Origin of the sequence: Plantactinospora solaniradicis (genome assembly GCF_042658085.1) — a bacterium.
Classification (GTDB): Bacteria; Actinomycetota; Actinomycetes; order Mycobacteriales; family Micromonosporaceae; genus Plantactinospora; species Plantactinospora solaniradicis.
On the sequence record NZ_JBHSPR010000007.1, the window covers coordinates 350,538 to 375,639 of the forward strand.

General features: G+C 71.1%; 18 protein-coding genes. 10 read left to right on the forward strand and 8 right to left on the reverse strand.

Features of this window, described 5'->3' with window-relative positions:
• Positions 1-181: 181 nt before the first annotated feature.
• Positions 182-3,895 carry an eCIS core domain-containing protein gene (locus tag ACFP2T_RS07645; protein ID WP_377419087.1) on the forward strand — a complete coding sequence of 1,238 codons (3,714 nt, stop codon included), beginning with the start codon at positions 182-184 and terminating at the stop codon, positions 3,893-3,895.
• Between the two features lie 83 nt (positions 3,896-3,978).
• Here ACFP2T_RS07645 and ACFP2T_RS07650 read toward each other — a convergent pair whose 3' ends face one another.
• Genes ACFP2T_RS07650 through ACFP2T_RS07660 form a run of 3 tightly spaced genes read right to left on the reverse strand, consistent with a single transcriptional unit; the run spans position 3,979 to position 7,163 of the window.
• Complete coding sequence (locus tag ACFP2T_RS07650) at positions 3,979-4,557, reverse strand: Pvc16 family protein (protein WP_377419090.1); 579 nt, start codon at positions 4,555-4,557, stop codon at positions 3,979-3,981.
• A complete protein-coding gene (locus tag ACFP2T_RS07655; protein ID WP_377419093.1) occupies positions 4,538-6,535 on the reverse strand; it encodes an ATP-binding protein in 1,998 nt (665 codons plus the stop codon). The genes ACFP2T_RS07650 and ACFP2T_RS07655 overlap by 20 nt, the downstream gene beginning before the upstream one ends.
• Before the next feature lie 4 nt (positions 6,536-6,539).
• Complete coding sequence (locus ACFP2T_RS07660; RefSeq protein WP_377419096.1) at positions 6,540-7,163, reverse strand: response regulator transcription factor; 624 nt, start codon at positions 7,161-7,163, stop codon at positions 6,540-6,542.
• Between the two features lie 174 nt (positions 7,164-7,337).
• Here ACFP2T_RS07660 and ACFP2T_RS07665 point away from each other — a divergent pair, with 174 nt between their 5' ends.
• From ACFP2T_RS07665 to ACFP2T_RS07675, 3 genes are all read left to right on the forward strand, one after another.
• Complete coding sequence (locus ACFP2T_RS07665) at positions 7,338-8,837, forward strand: NlpC/P60 family protein (RefSeq protein ID WP_377419099.1); 1,500 nt, start codon at positions 7,338-7,340, stop codon at positions 8,835-8,837.
• 27 nt (positions 8,838-8,864) lie between these two features.
• On the forward strand, positions 8,865-9,926 hold the full coding sequence (locus tag ACFP2T_RS07670) for a COG1470 family protein (RefSeq protein ID WP_377419102.1): 1,062 nt from the start codon (positions 8,865-8,867) through the stop codon (positions 9,924-9,926).
• A gap of 107 nt (positions 9,927-10,033) precedes the next feature.
• Positions 10,034-12,580: an Hsp70 family protein gene (locus tag ACFP2T_RS07675; protein WP_377419105.1), complete on the forward strand. Its 2,547-nt coding sequence runs from the start codon at positions 10,034-10,036 to the stop codon at positions 12,578-12,580.
• 69 nt (positions 12,581-12,649) lie between these two features.
• On the opposite strand, the gene ACFP2T_RS07680 is transcribed toward ACFP2T_RS07675, so the two are convergent.
• The 3 genes from ACFP2T_RS07680 to ACFP2T_RS07690 all read right to left on the reverse strand — a co-directional run bounded on the left by ACFP2T_RS07680 (position 12,650) and on the right by ACFP2T_RS07690 (position 16,513).
• The gene (locus ACFP2T_RS07680) at positions 12,650-14,146 is read right to left on the reverse strand and encodes a dynamin family protein (RefSeq protein WP_377419108.1); all 1,497 of its coding nucleotides are present in this window, start codon (positions 14,144-14,146) and stop codon (positions 12,650-12,652) included.
• Positions 14,143-16,029: a dynamin family protein gene (locus ACFP2T_RS07685; protein ID WP_377419111.1), complete on the reverse strand. Its 1,887-nt coding sequence runs from the start codon at positions 16,027-16,029 to the stop codon at positions 14,143-14,145. Before ACFP2T_RS07685 ends, ACFP2T_RS07680 begins: the two co-directional genes overlap by 4 nt.
• 85 nt (positions 16,030-16,114) lie before the next feature.
• On the reverse strand, positions 16,115-16,513 hold the full coding sequence (locus ACFP2T_RS07690; protein WP_377419114.1) for a hypothetical protein: 399 nt from the start codon (positions 16,511-16,513) through the stop codon (positions 16,115-16,117).
• An 87-nt stretch (positions 16,514-16,600) separates the two neighbouring features.
• On the opposite strand from ACFP2T_RS07690, the gene ACFP2T_RS07695 reads away from it, so the two are divergent.
• Positions 16,601-17,083 (forward strand): MarR family winged helix-turn-helix transcriptional regulator, encoded by a 483-nt coding sequence (locus tag ACFP2T_RS07695; protein WP_377419117.1) that lies wholly within the window; start codon positions 16,601-16,603, stop codon positions 17,081-17,083.
• A gap of 72 nt (positions 17,084-17,155) precedes the next feature.
• On the opposite strand, the gene ACFP2T_RS07700 is transcribed toward ACFP2T_RS07695, so the two are convergent.
• Entirely contained in the window at positions 17,156-17,779 is a 624-nt protein-coding gene (locus ACFP2T_RS07700; RefSeq protein ID WP_377419120.1) for a DJ-1/PfpI family protein, read from the reverse strand.
• A gap of 16 nt (positions 17,780-17,795) precedes the next feature.
• Positions 17,796-18,749, reverse strand: a complete 954-nt coding sequence (locus ACFP2T_RS07705; protein WP_377419123.1) for a GlxA family transcriptional regulator — start codon at positions 18,747-18,749, stop codon at positions 17,796-17,798.
• 218 nt (positions 18,750-18,967) lie between these two features.
• Between ACFP2T_RS07705 and ACFP2T_RS07710 the strand changes: the two genes are divergently transcribed.
• From ACFP2T_RS07710 to ACFP2T_RS07730, 5 genes are all read left to right on the forward strand, one after another.
• The gene (locus tag ACFP2T_RS07710) at positions 18,968-20,038 is read left to right on the forward strand and encodes a hypothetical protein (protein WP_377419125.1); all 1,071 of its coding nucleotides are present in this window, start codon (positions 18,968-18,970) and stop codon (positions 20,036-20,038) included.
• 352 nt (positions 20,039-20,390) lie between these two features.
• The gene (locus ACFP2T_RS07715; RefSeq protein WP_377419129.1) at positions 20,391-21,593 is read left to right on the forward strand and encodes a dipeptidase; all 1,203 of its coding nucleotides are present in this window, start codon (positions 20,391-20,393) and stop codon (positions 21,591-21,593) included.
• The gene (locus ACFP2T_RS07720) at positions 21,590-23,227 is read left to right on the forward strand and encodes an ABC transporter substrate-binding protein (protein WP_377419131.1); all 1,638 of its coding nucleotides are present in this window, start codon (positions 21,590-21,592) and stop codon (positions 23,225-23,227) included. Before ACFP2T_RS07715 ends, ACFP2T_RS07720 begins: the two co-directional genes overlap by 4 nt.
• A 31-nt stretch (positions 23,228-23,258) precedes the next feature.
• On the forward strand, positions 23,259-24,212 hold the full coding sequence (locus ACFP2T_RS07725; protein WP_377419134.1) for an ABC transporter permease: 954 nt from the start codon (positions 23,259-23,261) through the stop codon (positions 24,210-24,212).
• A complete protein-coding gene (locus tag ACFP2T_RS07730) occupies positions 24,209-25,102 on the forward strand; it encodes an ABC transporter permease (protein WP_377419138.1) in 894 nt (297 codons plus the stop codon). The genes ACFP2T_RS07725 and ACFP2T_RS07730 overlap by 4 nt, the downstream gene beginning before the upstream one ends.

A 25,102-nucleotide genomic window follows, 5' to 3' on the forward strand; every position in this document is an offset into this window, starting at 1 on the left:
CGGGGATCACACCGACGAGACTGTGCCCCGCCCGCCTCCGCCGGAAGGTGCAGCCGGGCAGCCGAACGTGCACCCGAGGGAAAGGGTGCTTGCCGCCGGCCCGTCGTCCGGTCGATGCTGGACCGGACCGGGGCCGCCCGCACGGTGGCCGGCAAGCGTCCACGGTGGAGGGCGGTTCGGGGTGAAGCAGTTCACCCGAGAGGACATGTCGGCCGCCGAGCCGGTCCGGCAGCACGCGACGGCGACCGTCCAGGCCAGGCGCGTACCCGGAGGTCCTGTCCCGGTCTCGTACGGCGGCAACGCCGCGATCCGGCGGCTGGTCACCGGCGGACCCAGCGGCGGACATGCCGGCGGTGGTGCCGGCCTGGCGCTGCTCTCCGGTGCCGGCGGCGGGGCGCTGAGTCGGTTCGGCGCCGGGTTCGCCCAGGCCAAGCTCTCGGTGAGCCAGCCGGGCGACCCGATGGAGCGCGAGGCCGACGCGATGGCGGCCCGGGTGGCCGCCGGGCCCGGCAGCTACGCCCCGGCCAGCACCCTGTCGGTGGCGCGCGCGCCGGTGTCGACCGCTGCCTCGGACGGTGCCTCCGGAGACGGCCCGGGCACCGGCGTCTCCCCCGCGCTGGAGTCGCTGATCCGCGACCCCGGCGGGGGCGATCCGCTGCCGCCGGAGGTGCGCGAGCGGATCGAGTCGCACCTCGGGGTGGCGCTCGGTGGAGTGCAGGTACACGCCGGCCCGGCGGCACAGGACGCTGCTGTTTCACTGCATGCCCGGGCGTTCACCTTCGGCAACCACATCTTCCTCGGCCCCGGCGAGTCACCGAGCGACGTGGCGCTGATGGCGCACGAGGCCACCCACGTCGTACAGCAGCAGGCGGTGAACGTCTACCGGGACTGGGTCCACCGCTCGTCGGACGGCCTGCTGCCCGACTTCATCGCCGACGCCGCCCGCTCGTACGCCCGTTCCCTGCCCGGCTACGACATGCTCACGGTCGTCGCCGGCTACGACCCGATCGCCGACCGGGCCGTGGAGCGGACGCCGGAGAACCTGGTCCGGGGCGTGATCGGGCTGGTGCCGTTCGGCAACCACATCGCCGACAAGCTGCTCGAGCTGGAGATCCTGCAGGACGCCTTCGCCCTGGTCGACCGGGGGCTGGTCGAGCACAACCTGACCCTGGCGAGGATCAGCGGCGATATCGACCGGGCCTGGGACGAGATAGACGTCCTCAACGGCCTCGACGCCAACCAGGCCATCATCGCCCGGTACATCGACGCGCTCTTCTCCGACGCGCTGGCCTTCGCCCGGTCGCTGGTCGACACGGTGCTCCAGATGATCCGCGAGGCGGCCGTCGGGCTGGCCGAGACGTACCTGGCGGACACCCCGGTCTGGGCGCTGGCCAAGAAGGTCATCCACTACGACCCGCTGCGCGGCACCCCGGTCGAGGCGACCACCGTCGAGATCCTCACCGACTTCCTCACCCTGATCGGCAAGCAGGACACGGTCGCGCAGATGCAGGAGCGCGGCACGCTGCAACAGACCGCCGACTGGATCGACACCCAGGTCGCCCGGTTCCTGTCGCTGGTCGCCGAACTCGGCGCGCTGTTCGAGGCGGGCTGGGCCGCCATCCAGCCGGCAAACATCGCGAACCTGCCGGAGAACCTGAGCAAGCTGGCCCGGGACGCCGTCGGCCTGGTACAGCGGGTCGCCGCCTTCGCCACCGACGTCGTCGCCGCCGTACTGCGGATCATCAAGAACGCGCTGCTCGGCTGGCTCAGCGGCGAGGCACACAAGCTTCCCGGGTTCCGGCTGCTCACCGTCATCCTCGGGGAGAACCCGTTCACCCACGAGGCGGTGCCACGCACCGCGGCCAACCTGATCGGCGGCTTCATCGCGCTGCTGCCGAACGGCGAGGCGACGTACCAGCAGCTCGCCGAGGCGGGGGTGATCGCCGAGGCGGGGGCCCGGATCGAGGGCGCGATGGCCCGGCTGGGCATCTCGCTCGACCTGATCACCAACACCTTCCTCGGCGTCTGGAACATGCTGACCCTGGAGGACCTGCTCAACCCGGTCGGCGCGTTCGTCCGGGTGCTGGAGAAGTTCGGCGAGCCGCTGGCCCGGATCGTCGAGTTCGTCGCCGAGGTCATGAAGGTCGTCATCGAGCTGATCCTCAGGCTGATGAACTTCCCGTCGGACCTGCTCGGCAGCATCATCAGCAACGCCATGCAGGCGATCGACGACATCCAGCGGGACCCGGTCGGCTTCCTGGTCAACATGTTGGAGGCCCTCAAGGCGGGCATCTCCGGCTTCTTCGACCACGTGCTGACGTACCTGCTCGACGGCCTCGCGTCCTGGCTGTTCCGGGGGCTCGGCCAGCTCGGCATCACCAAGCCGGCGGACTACTCGCTCGGTTCCATTCTCGACCTGGTGTTGCAGGTCCTCGGCATCACCGCGGAACTGCTGTGGAAGAAGCTCGGCGAGCAGATCGGCGAGGACAACGTCCGGAAGATCCGTGGTGCGATCGACACCCTCACCGGGGTCTGGACGTTCATCAAGGACGTCCAGGAGGGCGGCGTCGCCGCCCTCTGGAAGCACGTTGAGAGCCAGCTCGGCAACCTCTGGGACACCCTGCTCGGCATGGCCAAGGACTGGATCGTCAGCGAGATCATCGACAAGGCCGCCGCCAAGCTCCTCTCGATGCTCGACCCGACCGGCGTGATGGCGGTGGTGAACAGCGCGATCGCGTTCTTCAACGCGGTGCAGTCGGCGATCGAGTACCTCCGCGACATCCTGGAGATCGTCAACGACTACGTCTCCACGCTCGCCGCCGTCGCCGCCGGCAGCATCGCCCCCGGTGCCGCCAAGATCGAACGTGGGCTGGCGAACGCCGTACCGGTGGCGATCGGGTTCCTCGCCAACCAGGTCGGGCTCGGCAACGTACCGGAGAAGGTCGTCGAGATCATCCAGGGCCTGCGTGAGCTGGTCGACCAGGCCCTCACCTGGCTCTTCGAGCAGGCCAAACGCCTCGGCCAGGCCGCCCTCGCCGCGCTCGGGCTGGGCTCGGCCGGGGACGACAAAACAGCCGGACAGGAAAACCAGGGCGGGGTTGAATCACCCTTCGACATCGAAGGCTTCGGCCACAAGATCCACCTGCCCGATGGCACCGGGCCCCGACCCTTGATGGTTTCGAGCACACCCCAGCCGATCGCCCAACTCGTCGCCACGATCATGTCGGTGGTCCACCCGCCGAAGCAGGCGAAAGCCCAGGGGCTGGCCAGTCAGATCGCCGTCCTCCTCCACCAGGTCGAAATGATCGGTCCACAGCCAAACCCGCAACATCTGCAAGTTCTGCTGAACCAGATATCAGAATTAATCAAGGAACTAGTGTTCCAAGTCCAGTGGCGGGTGATCGGGAGACCCTTCGGCAAGAACGTGGCTGCCGCCTGGTACCAGGTCAATGGAGAGCGCGGCACGGTGGCCGCCGTCAGCGGAACTGGCCTGAACCAACCGTTGTGGCGGAACAACGAGAACCTGACGGCGGAAGACTATGAGCTGGGAAAGAACATCTTCTTCAGCACTCTGGTAATTGATTCACGACGTACACCGCGAACAGGCGAAGCGCCGAGAGGTATCCCGAGGCACACCGACTCCGAACTGAAGATCCTCGAATATGTGGCGCAGAAGTTCGCCAAGCGCGACGAAGCCCCATCGACTGACTCTGTACGTAACGATGAGGTCTACCCCAATGTTCACGGAACCGTTCACCTGAGTACCAACTTCGTGATGTGCGAATCATGCGCGTTTGCCGTCGCACAATTCCACCGCCTGTTCGCAGGGAACGTAGAGGTCATCGCAGGCGATGTCGAACCGCACCAGGTTGAATACGCGGATCTGCCGAACTGACGCCGCCGGGACGGCCGCTCGGCACGCCACCGCTGAGGTGGTTGACGAGCATGTGGATCGGGCAGGGGTGCGACCGCTACCGATTACACCGGTGGCCGCAGACCCGGGACGGCGCGGACGTCGATGCCGGCCACCTCGGGACCGACGGCGGTCATCGCGGCGGCGTCCACGGTGGCCGTGACGACCAGGTCGAGACCGGGCTTGAGCTGACCGCCGAGCGCCGACCAGAAGTCCGAGTTCTCCGATCCGTCGCCGCTGCGCAGGCTGAGCGACGGCACCGGCCGTACGGTGGCCAGCACCCCCCGCAGGTGTTCGGCCTCGATCACCGGATACAGCAGCAGCGCCGCCAGCACCGAGCCGAGCAACGAGTGCTCGTCGCGTACCTCGGATGTCCAGGCGGTCACCAGGTAGCGGCAGTCCACCCGGGGCAGCGGGTCGCGGCGGTACCGCTTGCCGTCGTCGCCCTCGACGAGTTCCTCGCCGAAGTTCCGCTCGTCGAGGTTGGGGCGTACGTCCCAGAGGTAGAGGTTCACCGTGGGGCGGGAGACCCGGGCGGCCCAGTCACCGTCCGGCGCCTCGAACGCGACGTCGACGTCCCGGGCCGGCAGCGGTACGGCGGCGCGCAGGAACGTCTCGATCGACTCATCGAGTTGGTGCAGCATCGGCGTCTCGATTCACCAGGTCGAAGTAGCGCTCGAACTCCGCCTCGGTACGCAGCCGGCCGAGCTTCTGGAACTCGCGCTTGATCGCGAGGATCACGTGCCGCATCGTGATGACGTCCTCCTCCTCGGCGGCGAGGAACGCGGCGCCGAGGGCGGCATTGTGGATCAGCCCGCCGGAGATCTTGAACTGCCGGGCCACGAAGTCCAGGTCGAGGTCGGCGACCGGGGCGGTCGACGGGAAGGACCGCTCCCAGATCGCCCGCCGCTGCGGCTCCTCGGGCAGGACGAAGTCGACGGCGACGGAGATCCGGCGCAGGAACGCCTGGTCGATGTTGCGTTGCAGGTTGGTGGCGAGAACCACCAGGCCGTCGTAGCTTTCCAGCCGCTGCAACAGGTACGCCACCTCGATGTTGGCGTACCGGTCGCGGGCGTCGGAGACCTCCGAGCGCTTGCCGAACAGCGCGTCCGCCTCGTCGAAGAAGAGCACCAGGTCACCGGCGCCCGCCGCGACGAAGATCCGTTCCAGGTTTTTCTCGGTTTCACCGATGTACTTGCTCACCACCGAGGAGAGGTCCACCTTGTACAGGTCCAGCCCGAGGTCACCGGCGACGACCTCGGCGGCGAGCGTCTTGCCGGTGCCGGAGGCGCCGGAGAACAGCGCCACGATCCCGGTCGACGGCAGCGGCGGGAAGCGCCAGTCGCCGTACACGACGCCCCGCCGGCGGTGCCGGGCGGCCAACTCGCGCAACTGCCGCGCGTCGTCGGTGGGCAACACCAGGTCGTCCCAGGTGCGGCGGGGGCGGATCCGGACCGCCAGCTTCTCCAGGTATCCGCCGGCCAGCCGCCGTACCGCCGGTCCGAGCGGCCCGGCCGTGTCGCGCCGGGCGGCGGCAACCAGCCGGAGCTGTCCCCGGCTGAGCCGGTAGGCCGGATCGGGATCCGTGCCGAGCACCTGCCGCCAGTCCTCCGGGTCGGCCTCGCCGCTGGCCACCCGCAGCTCCTGCCAGGGCCGGGCCGGCAGCGACTCCAGCGGCAGTTCCCCGGCGGACGAGATCACCCAGGCCAGGTGGGTGCTCCGGGCCAGCACGTCGGCGCCGGCCGCGTCGGGCGGCGCGTCCGAGGAGAGTACGACGACCAGGTTGCCGAGCGTCGCCTCGCGGACCACCGCCGCCCACCCGGCGGTGCTGGCCGGCATCGCACAGATCAGCAGTCCCCGGCCGGGCCAGCGCCGTTCGACCATCCGCAGCCGGCTCTCCCGGTCGCCACCGTGCACCAGCAGCAGATCCGGACCGGCGTCCCCGGCCGCACCGTCCGGCAGCACCCCGTTCGCGGAGGTCACGCCGTCGCGGTCGCCGGGGCGGCGGACGGTGCCGGCCGGCAGGTCGACGTCGGGCGACGAATCGCCACGGAGGTGCCAGACCACCCGGGTAGCCAGCCAGCAGGCCCGGGTCGCCCACGGCCCGGTGGTGGCGACCTCGACAAGTTCGGCCCGCCGCAGCGGAGACTCCGGCGCCACGCACCGCTCGGCGGGGTGCTCCGGGTCCGCGAAGATCCGGACCAGGGTGGCGATGGTCAGTTGCGGCAGTTGCACCGAGTCCTGAAGGTAGGCGACCAGCCGCTGCCGGGCCGGGCTCGTCTCGACCGCGTCGAGCAGGGCCAGCACCTCCGCGTCCGGCGGCGTCAGCCGGGCCGCCCGGACCAGCGCGGCGAACGGGGAGTCGCCGTCGAGCGCGGCCCGGAACGCCGCGCGGGCGCGTACCAGCTCCGGTTCGGTCCGTTCGCGGACCGCGGCGGTCAGCTCCGGCGCCGGCCCGTCCAGGCCGGGCAGGGTGGCCAGGATCCGGTCCAGGTCGTCCGGTCCGACGAACATGCCGGCGAAGTCGCGCGGCGGCCGTCCCTCGGCCAGCCGGCAGACCAGTGCCTCGCGCTGCAACAGGACGTCGGCCAGCACGGTCGCGGGATCGGCCCGGGTTGCCATCCGGCTAGATCGCGCCCTCGCGCGTCGCGAGGGCGACCGCCTGCGCGCGGGTCCGGCAGTTCAACTTGGTGAGTACGTCGTGCACGACGTTCTTGACGGTCCGCTCGGAGAAGCAGAGGTCCTCGGCGATGCCCCTGGTGTCCAGGCCCTCGGCGAGCAGCCGCAGCACGGATCGCTCCCGGGGGTTGAGCCCGGTCGGCCCGAGGTTGGCGGTCTGCATGACGTGGGTCAGCAGCCGGGCCAGCAGGTCACCGGGCAGGGTCACGGCGCCCGCCACCACCGCGCGTACGCTCGCGACCAGGGATTCCGGGGTGAGCGTGTCATGCGGTAGCACCGCCGCGACCCCGGCGTCGACGATCTCCCGGACCTGCTGCTCGGTCGCGACCCGGATGGTGGCGACGAGCCCGGTCGGACGGCCCGCCGCGAGCCGCACGGCCCGGCGCAACGCCGTCCCCTCCGATTCGAAGAGCAACACGTCGATACGGTCCACTGTGGGCGTCGGCACCAGCGCTGCGCTCTCCCCCCGGACCACGAACCCGGCCTGTTGGAGGCAGGCGACCATGCCGCGACGGACGATGGCATGGCCGTTGTCGACCCACACCGACGGTGGCCTCTGTGTCTGCACCATCACCACCCCCGGAAAAGGTCCGCTCCGCGCAGCCATGATGCGGCCTAACCGATCTTCATGACCATTGGCCTGTCGTCCGGATGCCCTGTCGGATTTCTGTCCGCAGTGGCCGGTGGTTCCCGGCCCCTGTCGTCAGGGCTATGCCGGCTGGTGCCACCGTCCTACCCTCGTGTCATGCCCAGGTACTCTGCGGAGCAGATCTACAGTTTCGCTCGGCGGGCCGGATTCTCTCCCGACGAGTCGGCGACGATGACCGCCGTCGCGCTGGCCGAGTCGGGCGGCAACAGCCGGGCGCACAATCCCTACGGCGAGGACTCCCGGGGCCTGTGGCAGATCAACGCGCGGGCCCACCCGGGGCTGGCGAAGCGGTACGACCTCTACGACCCGCTACAGAACGCCCGCGCCGCGTACGAGGTGTCCCGGCACGGCAACGACGTCTCTCCGTGGACCGTCACGCATGGTGGCACCGGCGCCCGGTACCTGCGCTACCGGGACGAGGCGGAGCGGGCGGCGGTGGCGTACGGCGACGGAACGGGACTCGGGATGTGGACCGGCACCCGGGGCTACAAGCACCGGGTGGCCGCCGAACCGTCGACGGACGATGGTTCGGGCAGCTCACCGGCGACCCTGGCGGCGGAGCCGTCGACCTCCGCGTCGTCGGCCGGAAACCCCGCCCTCGACCGGTTCCTGGAGGTGGCCCGGGACCAGGTCGGCGACCAGTACGTCTTCGGGGCCGAGGCCAAGCTGAAGGATGCCGACCCGGACACGTTCGACTGTTCGGAGCTGACCCAGTGGGCGGCACACCAGGCGGGGGTGACGATCCCGGACGGGGCGACCGCGCAGTATCTGCACCTGAAGCAGCGTGGGCTGCTGATTCCGGTGGAACAGGCCAAGAACACCCCCGGTGCGCTGCTGTTCCACTTCAATCGCGAACCCCGAGCCGGTGACGGGCGTACCCCGGGCGCCCACGTCGCGATCAGTCTCGGCAACGGAAAGACGGTCGAGGCCCGCAACCCGAACAAGGACGTCGGCGAGTTCGACGCCGGCAACCGGTTCACCTACGCCGCGCTGGTCCCCGGCATCTCCGACGGCACCGCCGCGAAAGTGCCCGAACCGGAGCCGGCGCCCGCGGCTGCGCCCGCGATCGTCGAACCACCGGAACTCGGTGGCGCCGACACCGACCAGGACGCGCTCACCGACGCGCTGGAACGGCGGATGGGCCTCGACCCGATGCGCGCCGACACCGACGGTGACAACCTCTCCGACAGCTACGAGATGGTCACCGCCAAGACCGATCCACGCCAGGGCGACACCGACGGGGACCGGCTCAACGACGCCTTCGAACTCGCCCGTGGGCTCGATCCCACCTCACCGGACAGCAACTCCGACGGCCACCTGGACGGCAGCTTCGCCGCCGACCAGCTCGACTCGGACCGCGACGGGCTCGACGACGAGCTGGAGCGGGCGCTCGGCCTGAATCCGGCGCTCGCCGACAGTGACGCGGACGGATTCGGCGACGCCCTGGAGTACCAGAGCCACGCGAACGCCCTGGACGCCCGCGTCACCCCGCTGACCACTCCCGGCCCGCTCGACCAGGACGGTGGGCCCGCGAGCACGCTCGGCCGGGACGACGCGACGACCGGTCCGCTCGGCCCCACCACCCCGCTCGGCTGAGCGCCGGACCGAAGGAAGACGACGTCGATGGACGTGGAGATCATCCTCCCGCAGACCCCCGTCGCCCTCGTACCGGGCACGGAGACCCGGGTACGCGTCGAACTGCGCAACCTCTCCGCCGCCCCGGTCTCGGTACGGCTGACCGTGCTGGCGAGCCGCGCCGGGGCCTGGGCCCGGATCGACGAGCCGACCGTGGTGCTCGCCCCGGGCGACACGTCGACGGTCGACATCGGCCTCCGGCCGCCGGCCGAGGTCCCACCGGCCGCGACCGTGCTGCCGTTCACCGTGCAGGCCGACGACCTGCGTGCGGGCGTACCGGCCGGGCGGGCCACCGGCCTCGTCACGGTGACCGCGCCGCGACGGCTGGACGCCACCCTGTCCCGGGAGGCGGACCGCCGGGGCGGAGTCCCCTACGTCCTGTCACTGGTCAACCAGGCAGACACGGCGCTGTCGCTGCGGCTCGACGCGCGACTGTTCCCCGCCGGCCGGGTCCAGGTCGAACCGGGGGTGCTGAGCATCCCCGGCGGCCAGGGCGCCACCGCCCGGCTCCAGGTCCGACCCCGGACGGCGTTGGTCGGATCGCCGACCCGGTACGTCCTCTCGGTGACCTGCCACGACGCCGACGCCGAGGACCGGGTGCCGGCGCTGGCCACTGTCGAGCAGGACGACAGCGCGGCACCCCGACTCGGCCGAAGGCCCGCCGCCGTGCTGGTGACGGTGCTGCTGGTGCTGGTCGCCGGTGCCGCCGTACTGCTCGGCGGACGGATCGACCTGCCGGGCCGGGGGTCGGAGCAGGCCGTCGCCACCGCCGCACCGGCCACCCCGGTGACCCGGCCGTACGCGCTGGTCGACGTGTTCCCGCAGCAGGACGGCGAGGGCGGACGCACCGCCGCCGAGGCCGCCCTGACCCGGCTCACCGCCGCCGGGATGCCGGTACGACTGGTCGACAGCACGACGTCGGACGTGGTGGCCGACGGTCAGGGCGGGCTGTGGGTGCTGTTGCAGGACGGCCTCGACACCGTCGACGCGACCCGCGCCTACTGCGACCGGTACCGGGCCGTCGCGCCGAAGTGTGACGTCGTGTCCTGACGTCCTGCCGCCCGGTGGTGCACCTCTGGCCGCCCGTACGGCTATGTCCATCCTCGACCACGCCCCCTACGGTGGGTACCACCTCAGGCCGACGACGGGAGGGGGCAGTGGGCTACGGGCTCGGTGTCGATCTCGGCACCACATATACGGCGGCGGCTGTCCGGGTCGGTGACCGGGTCGACGTGGTCCGGTTGGGCGGCCGGCGGCCGGAGATCCCGTCCCTGGTCTACATCCGCGCCGACGGGGAGGTGCTGGTCGGTGAGGCCGCCGAGCGTCGCGGCGCCGCCGACCTGGGCCGGTTGGCCCGGGAGTTCAAGCGCCGGGTGGGCGACCCGGTGCCGATCCTCGTCGGCGGCGCACCGTACTCCGCGCACGCGCTCACCGCCCGCCTGCTCAAGGAGGTGTACGCGATCGTCGGGCGGCTCCAGGACGGGCCGCCGGACGACGTGACCGTGACCCATCCGGCGAACTGGGGCCCGTACAAGCGGGAGCTCCTCGAGCAGGCGATTCAGCTCGCTGAGCTGGAAGGCGTACGCCTGCGGTCGGAACCGGAGGCCGCCGCCATCCAGTACGCCGCTGGCGAGCGGGTCCAGCCGGGCGAGGTCGTGGCGGTGTACGACCTCGGCGGCGGCACCTTCGACGCCGCCGTACTGCGCAAGACCACCACCGGGTTCACCCTGCTCGGCAAGCCGGAGGGGATCGAGCAGCTCGGCGGGATCGACTTCGACGAGGCGGTGTTCGGTCACGTCGTCGCGACCCTCGGCAGCCACCTCGACGGGCTCGACCCGGACGACGAGGAGACGACCACGGCGCTGGCCCGGCTCCGGCGCGACTGCGTCGAGGCGAAGGAGGGGCTGACCTTCGACACCGAGGTGATGATCCCCGTCGCGCTGCCCGGCCTGCACACCCGGATCCGGCTCAACCGCTCCGAGTTCGAGGCGATGATCGCCCCCGCGCTTTCCGACACGCTCGGGGCGATGCGTCGGGCGTTGCGTTCGGCGGAGGTCACCCCGGCCGAGGTCAAGTCGGTACTGCTCGCCGGCGGCTCGTCCCGGATTCCGCTGGTGGGGCAGCTGCTCGGCACCGAGTTCGGGCGTCCGGTCGTCCTCGATCCGCATCCCGAGCACAGCATCGCCCTCGGCGCGGCGCGGGTCGCCGGGCCCGCTGCCACCGCGTTCGACGGGTCCTTCCCGGGCGGTCCGCCGACCGGGCGGGTCACCCCGGCCGCCGGCCCGGCCCAGCCGACCAGCCCCCATCCGTCCGAAGGCAGGGCGTCGGCACCGGCGGCCGCTGCCCTGGCGGCGGCGGTCGCGGCGGGCAGCGCCACCGCGCCACCGGCGCCGACCACACCCCGCAGCACCACGCCGACCACACCGCACAGCACCGTGCCGGCGGCGCAGGCCACGCCGGGCGCCACCGGCACGGCGGCGACGGCCCCGGTCACGCCCGGCGGCGCCATCCCGCCGGTCCCGGCACCGGACGCGTCGACGCTGGTGGGCACCGCCTCGGTGCCGGTGGCGAAGGGGACGGCGACGGGTCCGCCCACCGGGACGGCGCCGATCACCTACCGGGAGGGGCGTGCCACCGCGACCCCGCCGGCGCCGACCGGGCCGTGGGCCCCGGCGCGGAAGCCGAGCGGGCTGCCCCGGGTCAGCCGCCGGGCGCTGCTGCTGGGAATTCCCGCCGTGGCCGCGGTCGCGGGCACCGGAACGGTGGTGGCCGTCCTCGCGATGTCCGACGGACCGCCCTCCGGCGCCCAGTCCGGCTCCGGCCCGCCGAGCGGCCAGCCGACCGGCTCGGCCACACCGTCGCCGTCGCCGTCGGTCGACCCGAACGCCTTCCCGGTCGACCAGCCGATCCTCTTCCGGCGGGACGAGGGGGGCGAGTGGCCGACGGCGAGCCGCTCCGGGATCTACCGCATGATGCCCGGCTCCGGTGAACGGCTTCCACTTGCCGTCGCCGGGCACGACATCCTGCCGCAGTGGTCGCCCGACCGCACCAGGTTCGCGTTCACCCGGCGTACCGGCACGAGCTGGCAGGTGTGGACGATGAACGCGGACGGCTCCGGTGCGACGAAGGTGATCGACCGGATCCGACCGGGGTCACGGGTCTCCTGGGCGCCGGACGGCCGGCGGTTGGTGTTCGTCACCGAAGTGAACCGGATCCCCCAGTTCGCCGTCATCACGGTCGGGTCGTCGAGGCCGGTCCAGCTGACCACCTCCACCGACGGCAAGGACGACCCGGCCTGGGACCCGACCGGCGACCTGCTCGCGGCGTGGAGTTCCCGCGACGGTCAGGCGCATCTCTACCTCGTCTCGGCGGTGGAGCCGGGGGCGCGGTGGCAGCGGCTCACCTCCGGTGCCGCCCGTACGGTGGACCCGGCCTGGTCCCCCGACGGCAAGCGGATCGCCTACACCCGATCCGCGGACGGACGATCGAACATCTGGGTGATCAACCGTGACGGTCGGGGCAACCGGGCGGTCACCACCGGGGATGAGCGGGACATGGACCCGACGTGGTCGCCGGACGGCAAGTGGATCGCGTTCACCCGGGGCCAGTTGAACAGCCCGACGATCCACGCCATCCGGCCGGACGGGAAGGACCTGCGCCGGCTGACGACTCCCGGCGGTCGGGAGGGACACCCCGCCTGGTGAACCGCCTCCGGTCCGGTGAACCGACTCCGGTCCGGTGAACCGGCCAGCGCCGCACGGGCCGACCGGAGGTCAGCCGGCCGGGGCGGCCGATCCGGACTGGCGCAGGCCGGCAAGGAGTCCCTCGCAGCTGCGTACGGTCGCCCGTGCGGCCGTACGCAGCTCCCGGGCCGAGAGCGGATGCTCCGCGAGCCGCTGCCACCGGCCCAGTGCCTCCTCGGCGGCGACAGCCAACCGTCCGGGCACGGCGTCGGCGGTCAACCCGAGCCGCTCCGCCGCGCCGCCACCGGCCCCGCCCAGCAGCCGCTCCATCTCGGCGAGCTGGTCGGGACGTCCGGGTAGCCGGCCGGACCGGAGCAGGTGCAGGAGCCGGACCTCCACGAACTCGTGGAACCCGGCCCGGATCTCCTCGGCCTCCGCGATCAGGGCTGCGGTGTCGACACCGGCCGGCTGCGACCGTACGGCCGCGTCGAGCGAGGCGAGCGCGGATCTCGCCTTCAGGACCTGGCCCCGGCCGAGGAACTGCGCCGCCAGTACCTCCCGCAGCCGGTCCAGGCCGCTCCGGGCGGACAACTCCCGCGCCAGGTCACCGGCGTCCCGGACCGTCCCCTCGCGGATGAGCTGTACGCCCACCCGGACACCGAAGAGTCCCAGCCGGGCCAGCAGTCGCTGGCGTGCCGGTCCGGCGACCGGGATCGAGGTGGTGGTGCCGACGAACCGGTCGGCGGTGAGCAACAGCTCGAGTACGTCGTCGAATCCGGCGGCGGCGATCGTCGCCAGCGACTGGAACTCGTCCTCGCGCAGCGTCGCGGCGGCGGCGCCGAGCAGCCCCGCCACCGGTACGACGATCGGGCACAGCCGGCGCAGCCGCTCGTCGGCCTGGTAACGGGTCGCGACCCGGCCGGCCGCCTCCATCGCGTCCAGCCGGCAGTCGCCGATCTCGTCGGCCCGGGAGAGTACGCCCACCGTGTTGATCGGCGAGCCCCGGGCCAGTTCGTCGCCGTGGAACGACTCCAGGAAGCGCAGGTCGCTGCCGTGCATGTGGCGCAGCAGGTACACCACGGCGTCGGCCTCGGCCACCCGGTCGGAGTCGGCCGCCAGGAACATCTGCGTCCGCAGCGACACCTCCGTCGACAGCGAGGCGATTCCCGGGGTGTCGATCAGGGTGTGCTCGCGCAGCCGCCGGCTCGGCACGTCGACGGTGAGCTGCCTGACCTGGTCGGCCGGCCGTCCGAGGTCGACCTGGATCGCGCCCGACACGCGGTCGAACGGTCGCTGCTCGGGTGGGCCGTCGACGAGGTGCAGCAGCACCCGGTACGACGGGCCGTCGCGGTACCAGGTGACGACGCGGGTGCACTCACCCGCGTCGGTCGGCGCCAACTCCTCGCCGACCATCGCGTTGAGCAACGTCGACTTGCCCGCCTTGACCTTGCCGGCGATCGCCACCCGCAGTGGCTCGTCCAGTCGGCCGATCGCACCGGCGAGCGCCTCCTTCGCCGCCGGATCCGGCAGCTCGCGGTGGGCCCGGCCGAGCAGGTCCCGGACCCGCCGCGACAGTTCCCCGCTCACGTCGGCGCTCCCCGGCGCTGCTCCGGGGACGCCACCGGGCCTGCGGGCACGGCGATCCGCTCAGCCGCTCGATCCAGGTCGCGCCACTGCTCCTCCAGCCGCTCCGCCCGCCGGGCCCGCTCGTCGTCCGGCAGGGCCGCGTTCTGCCGGACGGCCGACAGGGCCTGCGCCGAGGAGCGCTCGGCGAGCGCGGCGCGGGCGGTGAACTCGTCGCGCAGGAAGCGTTGGGTGCGCCGGATCGCGTCCCGGCAGTCCTTGCCCAGAACGAAACCGACCTCGTCGACGTACCGGCGCAGTTCCTGTTTGGCCTGCTGGCGGCGGTACGCGAGCTGCCGTTCCCGCTCGTCGCGGACCAGTTTGCGGCCGAGGGTCATGCCGACGGCCACCCCGATCGGGGCGGCTACCGTCAACCCGAGCAGGCTGCCGAAGGCGCCGGCCATGAACATGCCGCCGTACGCCAGCCGGGCGGCGGTGAAGGCGCCGAGGAACTGCCGGATGGACGACCGTTCGAACCGGACGTCGACCACTTCGACCTTGGCCAACGCCGCTGCCGGGGCGGGCAGGTCGAGATCGAGGCCGTCGTACTCCAGGTCGAACCGCTCCGCGACGTCGCGGGCCAGTTGCTCGGTACGCGAGACGAGGGTGAACAGGTTGTCCACGGCAGCCGCCGCCGCTTCCCGGCTGGCCCATGCCTCGAAGTCCCGCCAGTTGTCCTTCGGGTCCTCGGTGTCCAGCAGTTCCTCGCCCCGGCGCAGCATGCCGCGCAGTCGTTCCCGCAGGTCGTGGTCCACATCGGTGCCGAGGTCCTGGATGCCGTCGCCGAGCGCGGTCTGCCAGGAGGCCGAACTGCCGGCGAGATGTCGGCCCCGGCGGGCCTGCTCGGTCAGCCGGTCGGCGAGCGCGGTCCCGTCCTCCGGGTGCTGGATGGCTGCCCGCTCCGCACCGACCTGGTGACGCAACTGGGCAACCACGAAGGCGATGTCCGCTCGGGTGGCCCGCACCGTCGCGGCCTCGGTGCCGGCGAGGATGTCCCGGCGCAGCAGGTCGAGCAGGGGCAGGAAGCCGGACTCGGTGTTGAGTGCCGCGTTGTTCCGGGCCGCTGCCCGCAGTCGCAGGAAGGACGAGACCGGCAGCACGGGCAACGTCAGCCCGGCCCGGGCGAGATGTTCCTGGTTGAGTGCGACGATGCGGCGCCACTGCGCGTGCAGGTCGGTCTTGGTGACGACGCAGACGACCCGGGGGCAGCGTTCGACCGTACGGGTGAGGAAGCTCAGCTCCGGCGCGGTGAGTTCCGCCCCGGCGTCGGTAACGAACAGCGCGGCACGGGCGAGCGGCAGCGCACCGAGGGTGAGGTTGCCCTGTGCCGATTCCAGGCCGCCCACCCCGGGTGTGTCGATGAAGGAGAGTCCACGACGGAGCAGCAACCGGTCCAGCCGGACCTCGACGGAGCGGAGCCGTACGGCATCCTGACCGGCCTCGGTCACGTAGTCCCGCAGCCGGTCGAACGGCACCTCGATCCGCTGGGGGTCCGACGTGCCGTCGGTCGGTTCGGGGACGGCGACGACCGAGGGTGGCACGCCGTACCGCACTATCGTCGGTACCGCCGTGACGATGTCCGAGTCGACCGGACAGACGTCGGTCCGGAGCAGGGCGTTGATCAGCGTGCTCTTGCCCTGTTTGAACTCCCCCACCACCGCCACCGGCACGTCCTCGGTCAGCAGCCGCGCCCTCGCCTGGTCGAGCCGGCCGACCAGGTCCGGCCGGTCCGCGCCGGACGCCAGTTCCCGTGCCCGGTCGAGATCCTCGATCACCCGGGCGACGGCGGCGCTACGGCTCGCGCCGCTTCGGACGGCGTCACCGCGTGGTCGTACCACCGCGGTCACGACCGCCTCCGTACCACGCGTGACGCCATCCTCTCCACCTATGGACCGGGGCCCAACAGCGGCCGTCGCTATAGCTGGGGTCAGCCTACGGCGCCGGGACAACCTTCGGTCGGCGCCAGAGCAGCGCGACGAGGACGAGGGTGATCAGTGCGCCCGGGACCAGGCTCATCCTGATCCAGGTTTCCGTGACCAGGACGAAGACGAAGAACCTCCCGATGAACTGGATGGCGAGCAGGACGGTCAACAGCACCCGGCGCCAGCCCTGCCCGAATCGCGATCCCAGCGCCAGCCACGCGTACGCGATGCCGAAGCTGAGGTGGAAGGCGTGCGGGACGCCCAGTTCGTACGGCGGGGTGACCAGCGCGTACAGGTGCTCCAGCACCAGCACCCCGAGCAGGATGGTCGGCAGATCCCGCCGGGAACGGGCTGCCTCCGGACGATCTGACGGGCCGGACGGGACGGTGACACTCGCACTTTCACGCACAGGACACGTCTCCTCGAATCACACCAGGAAGGACCGGGCGAGACTTTCTCGCATGAGAGTATCTTGCCCGCGCCCTAGGATCCAGGCATGAACGCCGCACGATCGGAATCCGACGCGTCCCCGCTGGCCTTCCTGCCCAGGGACGTCGCCACCGGCATGCTGATCAGCACGGTGCACCGGCGCTGCCAGAAGCTCCTCAACGACGCGCTGCGCCCGCTCGGGATCGAGGAGCGGCACTTCGCCACCATGGCCGTACTGGACGGCCGTGGGCCGCTCACCCAGCGTCAACTCACCGACCTGCTCGACCTCGACAAGTCATCGCTGGGCCGGATCGTCGACGAACTCGAGCGGCAGGACCTGGCCGAACGCCGGCCCGTACCCGGGGACCGTCGTGCCCACGCCGTCCATCTGAGCACGCGGGGCCGGCAGCGGGTGAGCGAGGCGCAGCAGATCGCCGGCCAGGTGGGGCAGCAACTCTTCGGGCACCTTCCGCCGGAGATCCGCCAGGCCCTCGACAACGCGCTGCGGCAACTGCTGCCCCCGCCCGGGGCCGACGGCACCACCAGGTGACGACGTCGGCATCCCGAAGCGGTTGCGGCGGAGGAGCCGGCCCGGCGGTGAACCGGACCCTCGGCCCGCGGCTCAGCGCAGTCCCGCCGCCAGCCGGTCCCGCACCTGCCGCGACGCCTTCGCCGGGGAGCCGGCGTCGAAGGGGGGCTGCGGGTCGTACTCGATGGCGAGCTGGATCGCCTCGGCGGTGGTCCGGTCGGCGAGGGTCGCGGCGAGGGTGAGGGCCATGTCGAGCCCGGCGGAGACTCCGGCGGCGGTCATCAGTTTGCCGTCGCCGACGACCCGCTGCGGGGTGTAGGTCGCACCGTACGAGGCCAGGACGTCCGCCCGCCGCCAGTGCGTGGTGGCGGTACGACCGCGCAACAGTCCGGCGGCAGCCAGCAGCAGCGATCCGGTGCAGACCGAGGTCGTCCACCGGGTGCCCTCGTGGATCCGACGGATCCAGTCCAGCAGCGGTCCGCCGTCGACGTGCCGGTCGACGCCGGGGCCGCCGGGCACCACCAGCACGTCACAGGAGTCGATCTCGGCCAGCGTGGCGTCGGCGACGAGGGCGAGGCTGCCGGCGCTGTTCCGGACCGGCCCGAGGCTGGCCGCGGCGAACAGCACCTCGGCGCCGGGCAGGAGCTTGAGTACGTCGTACGGGCCGACCGCGTCGAGCGCGGTGAACCGGTCGAAGAGTGGAATGACGATGCGCATCGGGGGCTCCGTAGGGTCAGGCGAAGTGGTGGCGGTACTGGCCGGGGGTGACCCCGAGGGTGCGTTTGAACCGGCGGTGCAGGGTCTCGACGGTGCCGAAGCCGCATCCCCGGGCGATCGCCCCGACCGGGGCGTCGGTGCTCTCCAACAGTCGTCGGGCAGCCTCGACCCGGACGGATTCCACGTACGCGGCCGGGGTCTGCCCGGTCTGCGCGGTGAACATCCGGGCGAAGTGCCGCTCGCTCATTCCGGCCCGGGTGGCGAGGGCCGGCACGCTCAGGTCCTCGGCGAGGTGGTCGGCGATCCACACCTGGATCTGCCGCAGCGGGGTACGCAGCGGACGCTGTGCGGCCAGTTGCGTACTGAACTGGGACTGCCCGCCGGGGCGCTGCACGAACATGACGAGGCGACGGGCGATGGCCCGGGACGTCTCGGCCCCCCGGTCCTGCTCGACCAGCGCGAGCGCGAGGTCCATCCCCGCGGTGACCCCGGCGGAGGTCCAGACGCCGTCGTCGTGCACGAAGATGGGGTCGGGCTCCACCGTCACCGCCGGATACCGCCGGGCCAGTTCGGCGCAGCTTCCCCAGTGGGTGACCGCCCGCCGGCCGTCGAGCAGACCGGCCTCGGCCAGCAGGAACGCGCCGCTGCACACTGCGGCGACCCGGCCGGAGCGGGTGGCGGCGGCACCGATCCAGTCGATCAGCCGGCGGTCGGCGGAGGCCTGCGTCCGGCCCGGCCCGCCGACCACCACCAGGGTGTCGATCCGGCCGCCGGCGCACTCCTCGATCGTGGCGCCGGGGGTGATGCCGAGGCCGCCGCTGGCCCGGACCGGACCGGCGGTCCCGGCCACCGTCTCCAACTCGTACCCCGGCGCCAGCCGTTCGGCCTGCGCGAACACCTCGTGCGGGCCGGTCAGGTCGAGGATCTGGAACCCCGGGAAGATGACGAAAACGACGCGGTGGCTGTCCACCCGTCCATCTTTTCCGGGCACCGGCTCTGGCAGCAATGACAGGCTACTGACGATTTCCGCCATCCATCCCCGGAGGAAGGCGGCCGGATACCGGCGCCGCCGCCCGGACCGGTCGGCCGGCGATCGACCTCGGTAGATCGGAACCGTAGACCTTGGTAGGGCCACACCAGTCTCCGGTGCACTGTGCCGGCCGCCCTACCCGGCCCAGAATCGACGGCATGTCCCGGACATCCCCGCTCCCCCGCCCGACGCCCGGACCACGGTTCTGGCGACGCGTGCTGCCGGTCATCGGCCTCGCCCTGCTCGCGCCCTGGGTGCCGGAGTACCTGGTGGGCAGCCACACCGTCCGCGACCTCCCGTTGATCGTCTTTCTGGTACCGATGTACGGCGGCGGGGCCCTGCTGATCCGCGAACTGGCCCGGCGCACCGGGCGGGGATGGCCGACGATCCTGCTGCTCGGGCTGGCCTACGGCGTCATCGAGGCCGGCCTGTTCGACCAGTCGCTGTTCAACCCCGACTACATGGGCGAGGACTTCGGAACGCCGGCCCGGATACCCGGCCTCGGCGTGAGCGCCTACTACCTTCTGGTGTTCGTCGGCGGGCACGCCGTCTGGAGCATCGGCACGCCGATCGCGATCATCGAATCCCTGGTGCCCGACCGCGCCGACGCGCCCTGGCTGCGTACCCCCGGTCTGTTGGTGGCGGCCGGGCTGTACCTGCTCGGCGGCTTCATGATCTACAACGATCTGCGGTCCACCGAGGGCTTCGGCGCCACCGGACCGCAACTCGCCGCCGCCGCGACGGCCGCGGTCGTGTTCGTCGGTGCCGCGTTCGTCGTACGCCGCCGTCCGGCCGACCCCGCGGCGAAGACGCCACCCCGGCCGTGGTGGGTCCTGGTGGTCGCGTTCCTCCTGTCCAGCCTGCTGGGGATCGGCGAGAACTGGCTCGGGGTCGCGCTCGGGGTCGCCGTGGTCGCCCTGATGATCTGGTACGTCACCCGGTGGGCCCGCAGCCCCCGATGGTCCCCGCGCCACCGGCTGGCCCTGGCCGGTGGCGCCCTGCTCACCTGGGCCTGGCACGGTTTCGTCCTGCATCCGTGGCGGGAGGTCTCGCCGGCCGCCGAACTCGCCAGCGACATCGCCTTCGCGGTCGCGGCGATCGCCATGGTCGTCCTGGCGGACTGGCGGCTCCGGCGTGCGCGGTCCACGGATCCGCGAACAGCGGTCGCGGACGGCCCGGCCGAGGTCCCCGCACCCCGTCCGGAGGGTCGGTCGAGCGTCGAGCCGTGACGGCCCGCCGCCCGGCCGGCGCTTTCCCATCATCTGGTCGACGGACCCGGCAAACGAGTCGACGAACGGCTGAGATCTCGGCCCCGGATGGCAGTGGTCAGACCTCCGGACGGCCGATCTTGCACGGCAGCGGCCGGGTCGAGCAGGCGCGGCCGGCGGTCCGTCGGCGGCCGGCCGATCCACGGCAAGCCCGTTACCAGCGCATTTCGCGCTCGCTTGGCCGACAACGACCTTGATAACGGTCAGATCACGAGACCTTCCCAATCCGTACGGCCCTCGCGTACGGTCCCGGAAAGGCAGGAGGTCAGACCTCCATCCTCATGCCTCTGAGCGTCCCGAGGTGAGCTGACTAGTGCAGGAACGTGCTTCCCGCTATGCGGGATACCGGTCGTTTGACTATCTGACCCCGCAGGTCGACTTCAAGGTGTTCGACCTCGCGCCCCAACTCGGTCGGGTCCCCGAACACGATCTGGGCCTGACCGACGCCCAGCGCGACCGGGTATCCCGGCTGCTGCGCGACCACTCCGCGATCTCGCTGCACGAACACCCGAAGATCCTGCCGGCCGACGTCACGCAGCTACGTGACTACAACCGCACCGGACGCAACTCCTTCGGCTTCGAGGGACTTGCCCGGTCCGGCATGACCGCGGTGTTCGACAACTTCATGAATGGCACCGGCTGCGTGACCAGCGAGGCCGCCTGGAAGTGGGACGACGTCATCTACGACATCGGCCTGCGGTTCGCCGACGTCGCCAAGCAGGACTACGTCGTGGTGGCCACCACCCTGGAAGAGATCTTCACCGCCAAGCGGAACGGCCAGCTCGCCCTGGTGGCCGGCCTGGAAGCGGCCACGATGATCGAGAACGAGCTGGACCGGATCGACATCCTGTACGGCTTCGGCGTCCGCCAGATGGGCATCGCGTACAGCCAGGCGAACATGCTCGGCTCGGGCCTGTCCGAGGAGCGCGACGGCGGGCTGACGCACTTCGGCCGGCGGGCCGTCGACCGGATGAACAAGCTCGGCATCGCCATCGACGTCTCGCACTCCGGCGACCAGACCTCGCTCGACGTCATCGAGGCGAGCCGGGTACCGGTCTTCATCACCCACGCCGGAGCCCGCTCGGTGTGGAACACACCCCGGATGAAGCCGGACGACGTGATCCGGGCCTGTGCCGAGCGGGGTGGCGTGATCGGCATCGAGGCCGCCCCGCACACCACGCTGTCGCAGGAGCATCCGCACCACTCGATCGAGTCGGTGATGGACCACTTCGTCTACTGCGTCGACCTGGTCGGCATCGACCACGTGGCGTTCGGACCGGACACCAACTTCGGTGACCACGTCGGGCTGCACGACACCTTCACCGGGCACCTGGCGATCGGCAAGGCGCACGGTGCGGTCGCGCACCCCCGGGTGCCGTACGTGTCCGGGATGGAGAACCCGGCCGAGTGTTTCAGCAACATCGTCGGCTGGCTGGTGAAGCACGACTACTCCGATGACGAGATCGCCAAGGTCATCGGCGGCAACATCATTCGCGTTCTTCGGGAGGTTTGGTGAGCAAGTCAATCAACGGCCGCGCCCGTCGCTGGCGGGCCGCCGTCGCGCTCGGCGCGGCGGCCGCGCTCGGCCTGTCCGGGTGCGGCCTCAACGAGGACAACGGGTCGTCCGGCGACGGTGCCGCCGGCGACACGGTGCTGCGGATCGGCACCACCACGGACGTGTCGAACTTCAACCCGCTCCAGTCGCTGAGCAAGACCGACTCCTGGATTCTCAACGCGATGTACCCGCACCTGCTGCGGATCGACGAGAACGCCAAGAAGGCGCCGGAACTGGCCAAGGACTACACGTACGAGAACGACGGCAAGACCGCCGTGTTCCACCTGCGCGACGACTTCACCTGGACCGACGGCAAGCCGGTGGTGGCCGACGACGTCAAGTTCAGCGCCGAGTCGATCATGAAGTACAAGCTCGGCAACGTCGCCGCGAAGCTCACCTGGGTCACCTCGATCGAGGCGCCGGACGCCACCACGGTCAAGTTCAACCTCTCCCAGCCGTACGCGCCGTTCGCCGAGGGCGTCGGGTTCTGGATGTCGATCGTGCCGAAGCACGTCTTCGAGGGCGCCGGTGACCTGTCGAAGTTCCCCAACGACTCGAACTGGGTCGGCGCGGGACCGTTCGTGCTGGAGAGCGCCACCAAGGGCCAGCGGTACGTGATGAAGCGCAACGACAAGTACCCGCTGGCGCCCGGCGGGAAGCCGGCGGTCAGCAAGGTCGAGTACCGGCTCTACCCGGACGTCAACACGATGATGCTGGCGCTGCGCAACGGCGACATCGACCTGATGGGCACCCCGGTCCCGGCGTCCGCCGCGAAGACCTTCGAGAACGATTCGAAGATCAAGATGACGAAGGTCGGCGCGCTCGGCTTCGCCCACCTGACCTACAACATGAACAACAAGGACCTGGCCAAGCAGGAGGTCCGGCAGGCGCTGTCGATGGCGATCGACACGAAGTCGATCATCTCCTCGGTGCTCCAGGGCGACGCGCAGCAGATGTCCGGCCCGATCTCGCCGATCTTCGCCGACTACGACAACACCGAGATCCAGCCGTACCCCTTCGACCCCGCCGGGGCGAAGGCCAAGCTGACGGCGGCGGGCTACAAAGACGGCAACGGTGACGGCCTCTTCGACGGCCTGGACCTGGGCGTGGCCTGCGACCAGTCCAACGCCAACATCACCCGGGTGGTGCAGCTGTTCCGGGAGAGCGCGGCGAAGGCCGGAATCAAGCTGGAGAACGAGTGCGTGGAGCGGAACACGTTCCTGTCCCGCACCAAGGACGGCAAGTACGACATCGACGCGTCGCAGTGGGGCGTGTTCGACAACCCGATGGACCAGCTCCGCAGCACGTACCTGTCCAGCAACCCGGGTGGGATCAACTACAACCTGCTCAAGTCCCCCGAGATCGACCAGCTGATCAACGACGCGGCGGGCACCACCGATCCGGCGGCCTTCGCCACCAAGATCAAGAACATCGACAAGGTGGTGCACGAGCAGGCGTACCTGACCCCGCTGTACGTGGAGAACTTCCAGTTCGCCTACAACGCCAGCAAGTTCGGCGGCTTCGTGGCATCGCCGTCCGACCTGCTCGGCATGGTCACCGCGTACTCGCTGGCCCAGGTGAAGCCGGTCGGCTGACCGGCCACTAGAGAGAAGGGAGGGGTCCCCCGTGGCACGCTTCGTGCTCAACCGGGCACTGAAGGCCGTACTGACCATCTGGATAGCGATCACCGCGACGTTCTTCCTGCTCCGGTTACTTCCGGGGGACCCCACGACCCTCATGGTCGAGGGGGACATGACGCCGGAGATGCGGGCGGCGCTGCTCAAGACGTACGGCCTGGACCAGCCGCTGCTGGAGCAGTACGTCTCGTACCTGCGCGAACTGCTGCACGGCAACTTCGGCATCTCGTTCCGGCAGATCCAGCCCGTCACCGACATCCTGCTCGACCGGCTGCCCTGGACCCTGCTGCTGGCCGGGGTGGCGTTCCTGCTCACCATCGCCGTCGGCATCCCGATCGGGGTGCACGCGGCGGCGCACCGGGGCCGCTGGCCGGACAAGCTGCTCCAGGGCTTCGGCATCGGCGGGCACGCGCTCTTCGTACCCAGCGTGGCGATGCTGCTGCTGGTGTACCTGGGCGCCAAGCTCGGCTGGTTCCCGATCGGCGGTGCGATCGACCCGGACACCCGGGGCGCGGCCGCGTACCTGAGCCTGCTGCACCACCTGGTGCTTCCGGTGGCGTCGCTGGTGCTGGTGCAACTCGGCCCGTACGCGCTGACGCTGCGGACCAACCTGATCGACGTCCTCGGTGAGGACTACATCCGGGCGGCCCGGGCCCGGGGCCTGTCCGGCCGGCGTCGACTGTGGAAACACGCCCTGCGCAACGCGATCCTGCCGGCCCTGACCCTGATGGGCCTGCAACTCGGCACGCTGGTCGGCGGCGCGGTGCTCACCGAGACCGTGTTCGCGTACCCCGGGGTCGGCCGGCTGATCTACGAGGCGGTCGGGCAACGCGACTATCCCGTCCTGCAAGGAGCGTTCATCATGCTCGCCATCACCGTGGTGGTCGCCAACGCGCTCACCGACCTGCTGTACGCGGTACTCAACCCTCGGATCCGGCTATGAGTAGCCCACTGGTGACCGAGCCGGCCGCGGCGGCGGTGCCGGTCCAGGAGGTCGGGCCCGGTACCCGCTCGGCGTGGCGGACCTTCCTGCGCCAGCCGTCCGGGCTGCTCGCCGCCCTGGTCCTGGTGGTGATGGTGCTGCTCGCGGTCTTCGCGCCGCTGATCGCCGACGAGCCGGGCGGGACGGGCGCCGACGTACTGCGGGCGCCGTCCGGCAGGCACTGGTTCGGCACCGACGACCTCGGGCAGGACATCTTCGCCCAGGTGGTCTGGGGGACCAGGACCAGCCTGCTGATCGGGGTGGCCGCCTCGCTGATCGCGATCGTGCTGGGCACCGCGATCGGGCTCGCCTCGGCGTACTTCCGGCGGGTCGACGCGATCGGCACCGTGGTCACGGACGTGATGCTGGCGCTGCCCACCCTGCCCCTGATGATCATGCTGGCCGCGATCGTCAGCCCGAGCGTCTGGACGCTGACCGTGATCATCGGCGTCTTCGCCTGGCCCGAGGTGGCCCGACTGATCCGCTCGCAGGGCCTGGTCGTCTCCGCGATGCCGTACATCGACGGCGCCCGGGTGCTCGGCGCCAGCGGATGGCGGATCGTCACCCGGGAGATCATGCCGGCGGTGGTACCGCTGATCGTGGTCAGCGTGCTGCTGACCGCGTCCCGGGCGGTCATCTCCGAGGCCGGGCTGAGCTTCCTCGGCCTCGGCGACCCGGACGCCTGGTCGTGGGGGCGGATCCTGCTCAACGCCCAGCGCAGCGGCGTGGTGGCCATCGCCTGGTGGCAGACCCTCTTCCCGTCGCTGGCGATCCTGCTGCTGGTACTCGCCGCGACGGTGGCCGGCATGCGCTTCAACGACATCCGCGACCCCCGCCGGAACGGAGGCTGA

Bases quoted from the DNA above. Each gene is read 5' to 3' on its own strand.
- ACFP2T_RS07700 (WP_377419120.1), bottom strand. From the start codon at position 17,779: ATGCGCATCGTCATTCCACTCTTCGACCGGTTCACCGCGCTCGACGCG.
- ACFP2T_RS07670 (WP_377419102.1), top strand. From the start codon at position 8,865: ATGGACGTGGAGATCATCCTCCCGCAGACCCCCGTCGCCCTCGTACCG.
- ACFP2T_RS07665 (WP_377419099.1), top strand. From the start codon at position 7,338: ATGCCCAGGTACTCTGCGGAGCAGATCTACAGTTTCGCTCGGCGGGCC.
- ACFP2T_RS07730 (WP_377419138.1), top strand. From the start codon at position 24,209: ATGAGTAGCCCACTGGTGACCGAGCCGGCCGCGGCGGCGGTGCCGGTC.
- ACFP2T_RS07650 (WP_377419090.1), bottom strand. From the start codon at position 4,557: ATGCTGCACCAACTCGATGAGTCGATCGAGACGTTCCTGCGCGCCGCC.
- ACFP2T_RS07655 (WP_377419093.1), bottom strand. From the start codon at position 6,535: ATGGCAACCCGGGCCGATCCCGCGACCGTGCTGGCCGACGTCCTGTTG.
- ACFP2T_RS07695 (WP_377419117.1), top strand. From the start codon at position 16,601: ATGAACGCCGCACGATCGGAATCCGACGCGTCCCCGCTGGCCTTCCTG.
- ACFP2T_RS07710 (WP_377419125.1), top strand. From the start codon at position 18,968: ATGTCCCGGACATCCCCGCTCCCCCGCCCGACGCCCGGACCACGGTTC.
- ACFP2T_RS07660 (WP_377419096.1), bottom strand. From the start codon at position 7,163: ATGGTGCAGACACAGAGGCCACCGTCGGTGTGGGTCGACAACGGCCAT.